Origin of the sequence: Bacillus sp. FSL K6-2971 (assembly GCF_038006405.1) — a bacterium.
In the GTDB taxonomy this organism is placed as follows: domain Bacteria; phylum Bacillota; class Bacilli; order Bacillales; family Bacillaceae; genus Bacillus; species Bacillus pumilus.
Genome location: NZ_JBBOVD010000001.1, coordinates 2,663,825 through 2,677,485, shown reverse-complemented (window position 1 = coordinate 2,677,485; position 13,661 = coordinate 2,663,825). Strand labels below are relative to the sequence as shown.

Annotated in this window: 14 protein-coding genes; 11 read left to right on the top strand and 3 right to left on the bottom strand. The window is 41.8% G+C overall.

Features of this window, described 5'->3' with window-relative positions; all coding sequences use genetic code 11:
- Positions 1–6 precede the first annotated feature (6 nt).
- Together rsfS and MHI33_RS14245 are read left to right on the top strand one after the other, a co-directional pair.
- Positions 7–363 (top strand): ribosome silencing factor, encoded by a 357-nt coding sequence (rsfS, locus tag MHI33_RS14250; RefSeq protein ID WP_003217467.1) that lies wholly within the window; start codon positions 7–9, stop codon positions 361–363.
- Positions 347–1,045, top strand: coding sequence for a class I SAM-dependent methyltransferase (locus MHI33_RS14245; protein ID WP_340912097.1), 699 nt, complete (start codon positions 347–349; stop codon positions 1,043–1,045). The genes rsfS and MHI33_RS14245 overlap by 17 nt, the downstream gene beginning before the upstream one ends.
- Before the next feature lie 48 nt (positions 1,046–1,093).
- On the opposite strand, the gene comER is transcribed toward MHI33_RS14245, so the two are convergent.
- Entirely contained in the window at positions 1,094–1,942 is an 849-nt protein-coding gene (comER, locus tag MHI33_RS14240) for a late competence protein ComER (protein ID WP_003217379.1), read from the bottom strand.
- 90 nt (positions 1,943–2,032) lie between these two features.
- On the opposite strand from comER, the gene MHI33_RS14235 reads away from it, so the two are divergent.
- From MHI33_RS14235 to MHI33_RS14225, 3 genes are all read left to right on the top strand, one after another.
- Positions 2,033–2,662, top strand: coding sequence for a helix-hairpin-helix domain-containing protein (locus MHI33_RS14235; RefSeq protein WP_340912095.1), 630 nt, complete (start codon positions 2,033–2,035; stop codon positions 2,660–2,662).
- Positions 2,663–2,727: 65 nt separating this feature from the next.
- Positions 2,728–3,297, top strand: a complete 570-nt coding sequence (locus MHI33_RS14230) for a ComE operon protein 2 (RefSeq protein ID WP_044139437.1) — start codon at positions 2,728–2,730, stop codon at positions 3,295–3,297.
- A complete protein-coding gene (locus tag MHI33_RS14225; RefSeq protein WP_340913843.1) occupies positions 3,290–5,617 on the top strand; it encodes a DNA internalization-related competence protein ComEC/Rec2 in 2,328 nt (775 codons plus the stop codon). The genes MHI33_RS14230 and MHI33_RS14225 overlap by 8 nt, the downstream gene beginning before the upstream one ends.
- Positions 5,618–5,657: 40 nt before the next feature.
- Here MHI33_RS14225 and MHI33_RS14220 read toward each other — a convergent pair whose 3' ends face one another.
- Positions 5,658–5,792, bottom strand: coding sequence for a YqzM family protein (locus MHI33_RS14220; protein ID WP_012010638.1), 135 nt, complete (start codon positions 5,790–5,792; stop codon positions 5,658–5,660).
- A 236-nt stretch (positions 5,793–6,028) separates the two neighbouring features.
- Here MHI33_RS14220 and holA point away from each other — a divergent pair, with 236 nt between their 5' ends.
- Positions 6,029–7,048: a DNA polymerase III subunit delta gene (holA, locus tag MHI33_RS14215; RefSeq protein ID WP_044139435.1), complete on the top strand. Its 1,020-nt coding sequence runs from the start codon at positions 6,029–6,031 to the stop codon at positions 7,046–7,048.
- A 134-nt stretch (positions 7,049–7,182) separates the two neighbouring features.
- Here the strand turns inward: holA and rpsT are convergent, their stop codons facing one another.
- Entirely contained in the window at positions 7,183–7,449 is a 267-nt protein-coding gene (gene rpsT / locus MHI33_RS14210) for a 30S ribosomal protein S20 (RefSeq protein ID WP_003217506.1), read from the bottom strand.
- A 198-nt stretch (positions 7,450–7,647) separates the two neighbouring features.
- Here rpsT and gpr point away from each other — a divergent pair, with 198 nt between their 5' ends.
- From gpr to hemW, 5 genes are all read left to right on the top strand, one after another.
- Positions 7,648–8,763: a GPR endopeptidase gene (gene gpr / locus MHI33_RS14205; RefSeq protein ID WP_044139434.1), complete on the top strand. Its 1,116-nt coding sequence runs from the start codon at positions 7,648–7,650 to the stop codon at positions 8,761–8,763.
- 66 nt (positions 8,764–8,829) lie between these two features.
- On the top strand, positions 8,830–10,038 hold the full coding sequence (locus MHI33_RS14200; RefSeq protein WP_044139433.1) for a stage II sporulation protein P: 1,209 nt from the start codon (positions 8,830–8,832) through the stop codon (positions 10,036–10,038).
- Between the two features lie 14 nt (positions 10,039–10,052).
- On the top strand, positions 10,053–10,385 hold the full coding sequence (locus MHI33_RS14195; RefSeq protein ID WP_044139432.1) for a YqxA family protein: 333 nt from the start codon (positions 10,053–10,055) through the stop codon (positions 10,383–10,385).
- A 131-nt stretch (positions 10,386–10,516) separates the two neighbouring features.
- Positions 10,517–12,355 (top strand): translation elongation factor 4, encoded by a 1,839-nt coding sequence (gene lepA, locus MHI33_RS14190; protein WP_044139431.1) that lies wholly within the window; start codon positions 10,517–10,519, stop codon positions 12,353–12,355.
- A gap of 117 nt (positions 12,356–12,472) precedes the next feature.
- A complete protein-coding gene (gene hemW, locus MHI33_RS14185) occupies positions 12,473–13,612 on the top strand; it encodes a radical SAM family heme chaperone HemW (RefSeq protein ID WP_340912081.1) in 1,140 nt (379 codons plus the stop codon).
- Positions 13,613–13,661 lie beyond the last annotated feature (49 nt).

Here is a 13,661-nt window from a genome sequence, read left to right as displayed (position 1 = left end):
ATTTGGATGGATTCATCATCAATTTTAAACGTCGCGGCAGGAGCATGCGATGATAAACGGGCTGAGGATATTATTGCCCTTAATATGCAAGGAATCTCACTTGTTGCCGATTATTTTCTCATTTGTCACGGGAACTCTGATAAACAAGTGCAGGCCATTGCAAGAGAAGTGAAACATCTTGCAGAGGAAAGTGGAATCGAAGTGAAGAAGATGGAGGGCTTTGATGAAGCAAGATGGGTATTGATTGATCTTGGTGATGTCATTGCTCATGTGTTCCACAAAGAAGAAAGAGGATACTACAACTTAGAGAAGCTATGGGGAGATGCGCCGAGAGAAACGCTTTCACTTGGCATTAACTCATGATTTATCAAGGGTTTGCAGGTCCAGTTCCACAGCCAACATCAATAATGGCAGCATTCGGTTTGATATTCTGCTGGATCCACTGAACCCATTCATCATAAGGTGCATGTGTCATGAGCTCGTCATACACGAAGAAATGCTGGCTTTCGCGCAGCAAAAAGCACAGGCGAAAAAGCAGTCCATTCAATTTTTACATCAAGATATGAGAGAGCTGACGGGTTTTGAGCAAGTCTTTCAAGCGGCGGTTATATGCTGTGATTCCTTGAATTACTTAAAAAACGAAAATGACGTCAAAAAAACCTTTAAAAACATGTTTCAGCTTTTAGAGGCAGATGGGGTTTTACTCTTTGATGTTCATACTCCTTATAAAATGGAAGATGTATTCCCAGGTTCGACTTATGCCGATCAAGATGAAGAAATCAGCTATATTTGGCAGAGTGATAAAGGGGATGACATGTATTCAATCATTCACGATTTAAGCTTTTTTGTAAAGGACGGAGACGTGTATCAGCGTTATGATGAGACACATGAACAGCGTACATTTCCATTTGAGACCTATGCGGCGTTCCTTGAGTCCGCTGGCTTTGAACAAATAGAAGTGACCGCTGATTTTACAAATGAAGCGCCCGGGGAATTCGCCGAAAGATATTTCATTTCAGCTAAGAAACCAAAAACCATCGTTTAATGGAACGATGGTTTTTTAAAACCCTTTTTTCGCTTGTTGCAGAGTTGATTAATTTCTGCGATCATCAGTAAACACACTTGGTGGATATTGATGCGCGACTGCTTCAAGATCTTCATCGAATTTTTCATGGGTGTTTTGAAAAAGGCGATGAAACATATCTTGAACACCTGCTTCAAGTGCTTTAATTCCTTCACCAGTGACGCCGCCTTTTACACACACTTTGTCTTGCAGTGTCGGAAGGGTATAGACTCTTTTTTCAATCAAACGGCCAAGCCCTACAAGCATATCTTCTGATAAGGTGGTGGCTTCTTCTTTAGAAATATCTGTTTCTTCAACGGCTGCTTCAATCATTTTCTGAACGAGAAAGCTGATAAAGGCAGGTCCGCAACTGACGATATCTGACGCCGCTCTTGTAATCGAATGATGAATTTCAATGGGTGTTGAAATGCAGGAAGCTAACTGTCTTAGTGCTGTTTTCGTCGCGACATTGCATGACGATCCAAATGTTAAAAGTGACGCACCTGATAAAGCGCGGTTCGTAATGCTTGGAATCAGCCTGGCGGTTTGACAAGGAACGATATCCTGAAGCTGTTCAGGATGAACCGGACTTGTAATGATGACAATGGTTTGGTGCTCTTTTAAAAGAGGGCTCAGCTCTTTTAAAAGAGGATAAATATCAAGCGGCTTGACACAAACAAAGATGAAATCTTTATCCATGACAGCTCCTGTAAGCTGTTTTGTTACTTCAAGCTCTGGGTGGTTCTTTTTTATATTGAACGCTTTTTCTATGGTCCGGTTTGTAATGGTGATGGATGAGGGATTGACTGCCTTTGATTCAATAAATGCCTCAGTAAGTATGGTACCCATGTTTCCTGTACCGATTATCCCGATATTCAAACGTTCTCCCTCCTTAGGCGCATAGGATCTGTTATCTTCTAAACAGTATGTTGAGCAATAGAAAAATATGATTGAAAGAAGCGTGAGCACGTGAAGCGACTCATTCCATTGAAAAAATACAGTCTTTATATCGGAGCTGGGCTCATGGGCGCGATCATCATCACTTTCTTCCTTTTGGCAGGAAATAAGGAGAGCGCTAGAGAGCCAAGTGTATTGAAGGGCGATCAAGACAAACAAGTCACATTAGAAGACAAAGAAGAAAAAACCGATAATGAATCATCCTCCATTTTTGTGGAAGTCAAAGGGGCTGTAAAAAAGCCAGGTGTTTATACGTTTCAATCTGATGCACGGGTAGAAGAAGCCATTCGAAGAGCAGGAGGTTTTACTAGTAAAGCAGACACGATTGAAATTAATCAAGCAGCAAAACTAGAAGACAGTATGATGATTTATGTCCGGAAGCAGGGAGAAGCAGAGAGAGAGGCACAAACAGCAGGTGTAGGTGCTCCATCGAGTAATGAAAAGAGTCAAGGTGTCAATGTGAATCAGGCTGATGCAACGGAATTGCAAACCATTAATGGGATAGGGCCAGCTAAAGCAGAAGCCATCATTACGTACAGAGAGGAACACGGAGAATTTCAACAAATTGAAGATTTGCGGAACATTTCAGGTTTTGGGGAGAAGACCATTGAACGGCTGAAAAATGAATTGACCGTTAAGTAGAATTGACGGTATAGAAGGAAGGCATGTACACTTAATACCAACCATCATTCTGGAGGGATCAGCTCGTGGAAAGAATTTCATGGAATCAATATTTTATGGCGCAAAGCCATTTGCTTGCTTTACGAAGCACTTGTGAGCGGTTAGCTGTTGGGGCGACCATCGTCAGAGACAAGCGTATCATTGCAGGGGGATATAATGGCTCAATTGCTGGTGATGTCCATTGTGCAGATGTGGGATGCTATGTCATTGATCATCACTGCGTTCGCACCATCCATGCGGAAATGAACGCTATTTTACAATGTGCCAAATTTGGTGCACCTACAGCCGATGCTGAAATATATGTCACACATTTTCCTTGTTTGCAGTGCTGTAAAGCCATTATTCAAGCAGGTATTCGAACCGTGTACTATGCAAAGGATTATAAAAATCACCCATACGCCATTGATTTATTTGAGCAGGCAGGCGTTCAAACGGAACAAGTTGAACTCGATGAAATGATCATTGACTTAAAAAATCAAGAAAAATTAGCCTTTGTTGCAGATTTAATTGGCAAACTAAGTGAATCAGGACTTAGTGAATCAGAAATTCGCGATATGCATGAGAAGGCGAATCAATTATTTACTTCCTATGTTTAATTATTTGCCGTTTGGGGCAATTTCAGCAGCAGTTGGAATTGCTCTGGCTGCATATCATCTTCAGATGTATTTCCTTCTCTTTCTTCTCATCATCTTACTTCTCAGCCTACTGAAAAAAATTCCTAAACTCTTTCTCATGATCAGCCTATGTGGAGCTATCTATACTCTTATTTTTATGGTTCATGAGTTTTTTGAAACGGATCAACCTGTTCAAGAAAAATTCTTTTCCGGCTCTGTTGTGATTGAAACGATTCCGAAAACAGATGGCAATCGTTTTTCGGCAACTGTGTCAACAGAAGATGACCGATTAGCCGCTTTCTATACCATTCAAACAGAGCGTGAAAAAGAGACGTTAAAAGACGTAGAGCCAAGTATGAGCTGTCATATGACAGGTGAAGTTCGGGCGCCTAAACACGCAACCATTCCTAACGGGTTTCAATACGATCAATTTCTAAAATCAAAAGGCATTCGCGCTATTTTCTTACCGCAGTCAATCAAAGGCTGTACAAAAAATGATCGTCCTTCCTATTATCTTCAAATGATGAGGCAAAAGGGCTTAAAATTTTTAGAAGATCATGTGCCGAAAAACTCTGTAGGTATTGTACAGGCTCTTATTTTTGGAGACCGAGAATTGATTGATCCTGACACGCTAAGAGACTATCAAATGCTCGGCATTATTCATCTGTTAGCGATCTCAGGGCTGCATGTGCAAACGCTTCTTGCCTGTTTATTTTGGTGTCTGCTTCGTGCCGGTGTGACAAGAGAGACAGCGCGTCTTCTTCTATTATGCTTTCTGCCTGTTTATGCTTGTTTGACAGGTGCTGCACCATCAGTTTTAAGAGCTTGCCTCATGGCAGGAATCTATTTAGTGATGACAAGCCTTCCAAAAGAAATGAAACAGCCTTCTGCTGTCGTATTAAGCGCAACGTTTTTATTCTTATTAGCGATTCATCCTTTATATCTATTCGATATCGGATTTCAGCTTTCATTCGTGGTAACGTTTTTTATTTTGTTATCGACCAGAATCTTATCACAAGCGAAAAGCGCAGTGATGCAGTTATTCCTTATCTCCTTTGTTGCACAGCTTGCCTCGCTTCCTGTTCTTTTATATCATTTTCAGCAATTTTCTTTGCTGAGCATCCCATTGAATATGATATTTGTCCCTTTTTATACAACAGTTGTCCTGCCTCTGTCCTTACTCTTTTATCTTTTGTCTATCATTTCTCTTCCGCTTGGACAAGTGTTGTTCCAGCTGCTTGATTCGGTCATCCAGTTAAGTCATCAGTTGTCAGCATATATGGCAGTTTTTGATGGGTTCAACTTGATTTTTATGAAATCGACTTGGTGGCATATTCTGCTTGAAGTGAGCGCCATTGTTTTTTTGCTATTTGTGATGGAGTGCAAAATGTCCGTGAAATCTTATGCCGTGCCGATTATATTACTCATTGGTGTCTTGAGTGCACACTATTTCACCCCGAATTTTCTCCAAAAAGGGGAGGTCACGATGCTGGATGTCGGACAAGGGGATAGTTTGTTTATTCAGCTCCCTTACCGAAAGGGACATCTACTTGTGGACACAGGTGGCAGACTTTCTTTTGATGATGAACCATGGAAAAAAAGACGTAAAGTGTCTACGATCGGTGATCAAACGCTAATCCCGTTTTTCCATTCAAAAGGTATAGCAAAACTTGATGTGCTGATTCTCACGCATGCAGATCAAGACCACATGGGAGAAGCGGTTCGTTTAATCAAGCGAAATAAAGTGAAGCGGCTGGCCATACCAAAAGGTTTTGCCCGAAGTCCAGAGGATGCAAAGCTGCTAAAAGAAGCAGCTGAAAAAGGGATTATAATTGATGAATTAGAAAGAGGAGATCAGCTCCAAGTTGGAGAGCATATATTTGAGGTTCTTCACCCTTCGCAAGACACGGTGACAAGTAAGAACAATGATTCACTTGTTCTAACTTTTACTCTTGGCGGGAAACGCTTTCTGTTCACTGGAGACCTTGAACATGAAGGGGAACGAGATATTATAGAAGCCTATCCCCACCTGCGAGCAGATGTCTTAAAGGTTGGGCATCATGGGAGCAAAGGGTCAACAAGTGATGAGTGGCTTCGGCATCTGGAGCCGTCGCATGCTCTCATTTCGGCTGGTGAACGCAATCGTTATCAGCATCCTCATCAGGAAGTCTTGAAAAAACTAAAGGATCATCAAACGAAGGTGTACCGCACAGATCGAGATGGGAGTGTGACCTTTGAATTTCTTGAGGAGAAAGGAACGTTTTACACGCATCCTCCATATGATATCTTACAAAATCAATAAAAAAAACTGCCAAAACGGCAGTCATGTAACATTCATGAAGTTAAGATCCAACGAGGTGTATAATGGTTGCCAAAATAAACATTGAGGCGAAAAATCCGAATGTGACGATAAAACCAACGGCTGAGTCGGTCACATCATTCCGCTTGCTTTGAACATTTTTTTCAAATTCATTCATTTTCATCCCTCCTGGCTAATTTTAGTATACTTGAACTCATTTGGAATTGCTAGAAGGTAAAGTAACCGTTTTCCATTTTCATGATCATTTTATGAATATCGTCTGAAGCAAGCTGACCCGGGAGCTTGCACCAGACGTTTACTATAAATGAGGAGGCGGTACTTTCAGCTTCCTCTTTACTAATGTCTTCGCACACTTTAGGATAGAGGAGGAAGTGAAAGAGAGGGATTCAATTTATGGTTTTTGAGGTTTGGAACAATTTAAAAAGAGGGGATATCCATCCCGTTTATTGCTTATATGGAAAAGAAACGTATTTACTGCAAGAAACAGCAGCTAAATTAAGACAAGCTGTAGTAGACGAAGAGACAAAGGATTTTAATTTCTCAGTCTTTGATATGGAAGAGGTGCCGCTTGAACAGGCTGTGACAGATGCAGAAACCTTTCCGTTCATGGGAGAAAGGCGTCTCGTTTTGATCAAGAACCCTTATTTTCTTACAGCGGAAAAGAAAAAAGAGAAGATTGAGCATGAGCTTTCTCTGTTAGAAGCTTATTTAGAAAAACCGGCGCCTTATACCATTCTCGTCTTATTAGCACCATATGAAAAGCTGGATGAACGGAAGAAAATCACCAAATTGTTAAAAAAGAAAGCGGCTATGGTTGAGGCAAAAGAGTTAAACCCAAAAGAAACAACGGATTTCACCATTACACTGGTGAAAACAGAAGGAAAGACGATGACATCTGAAGCGGCTGAGCAGCTTGTGATGCTGTGCGGCGGAAGCCTATCCTCATTGTTTCAAGAGGTCAGGAAGCTGAGTACATATATTGGAGAGCGAGAAGAAATTGAATTAGCGGATGTCAATCAGCTCGTTGCAAGGAGCTTAGAGCAGAATATTTTCGAATTAATTAACCAAATTGTCAACAGACGCCGCTCTCAGGCCATGCAGATGTTTTATGATTTGCTGAAACAAAATGAGGAACCCATTAAAATATTAGCACTTATATCCACTCAATTTCGTTTGATTTTGCAGACGAAGTATTTCGCTCAGCAAGGATATGGGCAAAAACAAATTGCTTCAAATCTAAAAGTCCACCCATTCCGCGTCAAACTTGCTATGGATCAGGCAAGGCTGTTTTCAGAAGAAGAGCTGAAGCAGATTGTCAAAGAGCTATCAACGATCGATTATGAAATGAAAACGGGTAAAAAGGACAAGCAGCTATTGCTAGAATTGTTTCTGCTTCGCCTATTAGGCGCTTGAACATAAAAAAACGACCTTCTAAAAAGAGGGTCGTTTTTGTTTAGATGTATAATTGTCAGTCTGTCCTAATGGCTGAGCCGGTCAGGACGGACGTACAGTTAAACAGTTGCCTCATTACTGAGGCGTTGCAAGCATTATGCAGAAAGTCCGTTTACTTGTTTAGCAAGTCTTGACTTGTAACGCGCAGCTGCGTTTTTGTGTACAAGACCAGTTTTAACGGCTTTGTCAATGCGTTTTGCAGCAGAAGAAAGAGCAGCTTTTGCTTGCTCAGCATCGTTGTTAGCTACAGAAACTTCAACTTGTTTAATCGCAGTACGCATCGCAGACTTGATTGTTACGTTGTGTGCACGGCGTTCGTTATTCGTTTTTGTACGTTTGATCGCTGATTTAATATTTGGCATGTGTTTCACCTCCTAAGATACAACCTAAACACAATTGTCTTAAGGTTAAATCTTCACAATAGAACAAGTTGTATTCTATCAAACACACCTTTAGAATGCAATATAAATGTAAAGTATTTTTCATTGATGAAGCGCTCGAATGTTTCTTTCAAGAGATGGAAAGACTACTGTTAATTACTTGGTGGAAGGAGTCTTTTTATGGAGAAACAGAAACTTGATTTAAGTGCTTATCAAATTCGGACAGACTTGGCTGTTGAAACAAAAGAGATACTAGAACAAGAGAACGATCCGAATGTTGTCAAAAAGGATGGAATTGAAGGGATTGTCGAAAAGGAAAAAGAGGAGCACGGCATCCGTATACGCACGGTGGAGATCACGAAAGAAGGGGAGGCGCTGACCAGCAAAAAGGCAGGAACATACTTGACACTTGAGGCTCAGGGCATTCGGGAGAAAGATTCTGAGATGCAGGAAAAAGTTGTCGAAGTCTTTGCCCATCATTTTGCTCAGTTTTTAAAAGATCGAGGCATTCAGACTGATGCGAGCTGTCTTGTAGTAGGACTAGGAAACTGGAATGTCACGCCAGATGCGCTAGGTCCGCTCACGGTTGAAAGTCTGCTTGTGACCCGTCATCTTTTTGAATTGCAGCCGGAAAATGTACAGGAAGGCTACCGCCCAGTGTCTTCTTTATCACCGGGAGTGATGGGACTGACTGGTATTGAAACAAGCGACATTATACAAGGCGTGATCGAGCGGTCCAAACCCGATTTTGTCATTGCAATCGATGCCCTTGCTGCTCGTGCAGTGGAACGGGTGAATACCACAATTCAAATCTCTGATACAGGTATCCATCCCGGTTCAGGTGTAGGGAATAAGCGAAAAGAATTAAGCAAAGAAACGTTGGGAATTCCAGTGATTGCGATTGGCGTTCCGACAGTGGTAGATGCAGTCACCATTGCAAGTGACACAATTGATTATGTCTTAAAGCATTTTGGTAGAGAACTGAAAGATGACCGGCCGTCCCGCTCTCTTGTGCCGGCTGGTTTGACGTTTGGGAAGAAAAAAGTACTAAACGAAGAAGATTTACCAGATGAAGAAACACGTCAATCATTCTTAGGTATTGTAGGAACTCTTCCAGAAGAAGAGAAACGGCAACTGATCCATGAAGTGCTTGCACCGCTAGGGCAAAATTTAATGGTGACGCCTAAGGAAGTGGATACATTCATTGATGATATGGCAAACGTGCTCGCCAATGGATTAAACACAGCGCTTCATCAAAAAATCTCTCAAGATAACATGGGTTCTTATAATCATTAATTAGTTCTACTTTCTCTAGCTCGCTCATAGTGTAATTACTAGAAAGCGTGCTGGAGGGAGTAAATCATGAAAAAAAGACCCCGCCGTCCTCGACAGTTGGTCGTTGCGATTAATGGAACAAAAGTAGTGAAAAGCATTTTCTTATTTATAGCCTCGCTTGTTGTAGTGTTTGTGATGTCAGGGGCGTTAACATCTTTAAAGCCGGAGCTGAGGCCACAAGCCTCGCTATATGGTGTAGCAGATGAGCTTTCCGGGGCGTTTTTCGCCACATTAATGGGCATGGAAAACCAATATTTCGCCTCAGCCGTCCCGAAAGATCAAAAAGGGTTTCATTTCTCTGGACTGTCACTCAAGCTTGCGACTAGTATCAATTTAGAAGACCCACGTAGTTTTCTAGGGAGAGAACTTCCAGGCTTTGAACATTTTGATACAAAAATCATCTTAGCGGGTGAAGGAACAGACTATACCAACATGCCAATGGAATCGCCGCCGCCAAGTGAAGTCATTCAAGATGAAAAAGAAGCAAATTTGGCAGAGCTGGACAAGCTCGACAAAGATGTGCCGAAAAAGCCTGCGAAAGAGCCGGACCGGTCGACAGGAAAACGAAAAGCTGTGTACATTTACCATACACATAATACGGAATCATATTTACCATTTTTAAAAGGAGAAACGAATCCAAACAATGCACGGCACTCAAAAGTGAATGTCACCCTTGTCGGTGACATGTTCGGAAAGGCGCTAGATCAGCAAGGAATCGGGAATACGGTCGATAAAACAGAAGTTGAAAAACGGCTTCTCCAAAAAGGGTTAAAGTATCCCCAGTCTTATAATGAATCAAGACTGGTCGTAAAAGAAGCCTTAGCGAAAAATGATGACCTCGAATATTTAATTGATATCCACCGTGATTCAAGAAGAAAGAAAGACACCACTGTCGAGATCAAAGGAAAGAAATATGCGAGAATTGCGTTTGTTGTGGGGAAGAAGAATCAAAGCTATGAGAAAAACCTTAAGCTTGCGACGGAGTTCCACCATTTGATGGAGAAAAAATATAAAGGGCTCAGTGTCGGTGTGTTTGCCAAAGGCGAAATTGGTGATAATGGAATTTATAATCAAGATTTATCCGACAAAGCCCTTCTTTTAGAATTTGGCGGAGTGGATAATAATATGGAAGAATTGAAAAATGCATCCAATGCAGCAGCTGATGTCTTCAGTGATATATTCTGGGATGCGGAAAAAGTAGACGGCAAAGCAAAGGATGAGAAAAAACGCTCTTAAGGTGGTGACGGTGCATGGGATCATTTATTGGAAAAACCATTATTTTAGGACTGGTCTTGCTATTTGGCGTCTTTTTAGGAATGCAGCAGGCAAATAATGGCATGCTGCAAATGAAGGGTTACCATGACCCGCAATTAAAAGGCGCTTTCTCTATCCAAATGAACGACGAAGAAGAACGAGAAGCCTCTATCTTAGGAACGGCTGTTACAGAAAAGGATCTTGCCGAAAAACAAAAGCAGCTTGAGGAAATAGAGAGCTTTAATGCCTTCTCCAAGGCAGGAAAGGCGTTGTCTGATGGCATGACACATGCAGCTCGTTCTCTTTATGATTGGGTAAATGGGAAATAAATAAATCTACACCATATGACTAAAGCCGCTAATCAATGAGCGGCTTTTCTTGATTTCGATTGAATCTTTACAGCCCTATTGATATAATCTAACCTAGCGCAACCCGCGTTTTATAGTAGGAGTGATAGATTGTGACAGATAAAGAAAAACGATTAGAACGGCAATCAAGAATTCGAAATTTCTCCATTATCGCCCATATTGACCATGGGAAATCCACATTGGCCGACCGTATTTTAGAAAAAACAGCGGCGATTACGCAGCGAGAAATGAAAGAACAATTACTTGATTCCATGGACTTAGAGCGTGAACGCGGCATAACGATTAAATTAAACTCTGTCCAGCTGAAATATAAGGCGAAGGATGGAGAAGAATATATTATGCACCTGATTGATACACCAGGGCATGTCGACTTCACCTATGAGGTATCTCGAAGCCTTGCTGCCTGTGAAGGTGCGATTCTCGTAGTAGATGCAGCACAAGGAATTGAAGCACAGACACTTGCGAACGTTTATTTGGCTCTTGATAACAACTTAGAAATTCTTCCGATTATCAATAAAATTGATCTGCCAAGTGCAGAGCCTGAGCGTGTAAGAGGAGAAATTGAAGATGTCATCGGGTTGGATGCGTCTGAAGCTGTTCTCACCTCTGCTAAGGCGGGTATTGGGATCGAAGATATTTTAGAACAAATCGTCGAAAAGGTGCCAGCACCTGCTGGAGACCCAGAAGCACCGCTTCAAGCTCTTATATTTGATTCTCTCTACGATGCGTATCGCGGCGTTATTGCGTACATACGAATTGTGGAAGGAACCGTCAGACCAGGTCAGAAAATCAAAATGATGGCGACGGGCAAAGAATTTGAAGTGCTTGAAGTCGGCGTATTCACACCAAAAGCCATGCCGACAGATGAACTCACTGTTGGAGATGTTGGCTACTTAACAGCAGCGATTAAAAATGTTGGCGATACACGTGTGGGGGATACGATCACAAGTGCGGAGAACCCAGCGAAAGAAGCACTGCCAGGATACAGAAAGCTGAACCCAATGGTTTACTGCGGTCTTTATCCGATTGACACAGCGAAATATAACGACTTACGTGAAGCGCTAGAAAAGCTTGAATTAAATGATTCTTCACTTCAATATGAGGCAGAGACGTCCCAAGCACTTGGCTTCGGTTTCCGCTGCGGCTTTCTTGGAATGCTTCATATGGAAATCATCCAAGAACGGATTGAACGTGAATTTAAAATCGATCTCATTACGACAGCACCAAGTGTTATTTATGATGTGTATATGACAGACGGAGAAAAAATCATCGTCGATAACCCATCCAATCTACCTGATCCGCAAAAGATTGAGAAAATTGAAGAACCATACGTGAAAGCAACAATGATGGTGCCGAATGACTATGTAGGCTCTGTCATGGAGCTTTGCCAAGGAAAGCGTGGGCATTTCATTGATATGCAATACCTTGATGCAAACCGAGTGAGCATTGTGTACGAAATTCCTTTGGCGGAGATCGTGTATGAATTCTTTGATATGCTCAAGTCCAACACAAAAGGCTATGCGTCCTTTGACTATGAGTTGATTGGCTATCGTCCGTCTACTCTAGTGAAAATGGACATCATGCTGAATGGTGAAAAAATCGATGCCCTTTCCTTTATTGTTCACCGCGATTACGCCTATGAACGAGGCAAGATCATCGTAGAAAAGCTGAAAGAACTCATTCCACGCCAGCATTTTGAAGTACCAGTTCAAGCAGCGATTGGACAAAAAATCGTGGCTCGTTCTACCATTAAAGCAATGCGTAAAAACGTACTTGCTAAATGTTATGGCGGAGACATTTCCCGGAAAAGAAAGCTTCTTGAGAAGCAAAAAGAAGGGAAAAAGCGCATGAAACAAGTGGGCTCTGTTGAAGTCCCGCAAGAAGCATTTATGGCTGTGCTGAAGATGGACGACAGCACACCGAAAAAATAACAACCTCCTCAAGGCAACCTGCTTTACAATGTCAGCCTTGGCGTTTATAGTCGAAAACAAACAAAGGTGCCGCAGCGATAAACTGCGGCTCTTTACCTGTAAAGAAGGTGTCATCAAATGAAAGCAGCATACATTCACATTCCATTTTGTGAGCACATTTGCCACTATTGTGATTTTAATAAATTTTTCATTAAAACGCAGCCAGTCGATGAATACTTAGCGGCTCTTGAAAAAGAGATGCAGCACACGATCGAGCAAAAGGGCGAGCAAGAACTAAAGACGATCTTTATTGGCGGGGGAACTCCGACATCATTGACCGTCAGCCAGCTAGACCAGCTTATGAACAGTATTCACCGTGTGTTAAAGCCGGCAAAAAACCTGGTTGAATTTGCAGTTGAAGCGAATCCAGATGAATTATCACTCGAGAAGCTGCATGTGTTAAAAGAAGCCGGTGTCAATCGGCTAAGTTTTGGCGTCCAAACCTTTGAAGATGATTTACTCAAAAAAATCGGACGAGTTCATCAAAAGAAAGATGTTCTCACGTCTTTCGAGCGAGCAAGAGATGTTGGATTTGACAACATAAGCCTTGACCTCATGTTTGGCTTGCCGCATCAAGAAAAGCATCATGTGATGAATTCACTTGAGACAGCTTTCTCATTAGGAGCAGAGCATTATTCTGTCTACTCACTGATTGTGGAGCCGAAAACGGTGTTTTACAACTTAATGCAAAAAGGAAAACTGCATTTACCGCCGCAAGAACGTGAGGCTGAAATGTATGAGCTTGTGATGGATGAAATGGAGCGCCACGGATTACATCAATACGAAATCAGCAATTACGCCAAACCTGCCTTTGAAAGCCAGCATAACCTGACCTATTGGAGCAATGAAGACTACTTCGGTTTCGGTGCAGGGGCACACGGGTATGTAGATGGCATCCGAAATGTGAACGCAGGACCAGTGAAGCATTACTTGGAACTGATTGAGCAAACTGGGTTCCCATATAAAGAAACTCATCAAGTCACAAAAACAGAGCAGATAGAAGAAGAAATGTTTTTAGGCCTCCGAAAAATCGAAGGGGTGAAAAGTGCCGACTTCCAAGCCAAATATGGTGCTTCACCAGAAGCTCTCTTTCCCTCGGTTCTTGAAGAATTAGAAGAAAAAGGTCTCATTGTAAAAGATGAAATTGGAATTCGTTTAACAAGAAAAGGGAAATTGTTAGGAAATGAAGTATTTCAAGCGTTTCTCGGTGAGTTATAATTGACATTTTAATTTGAGTTTGGTAATTTTGTTTATACAATTAGCACTC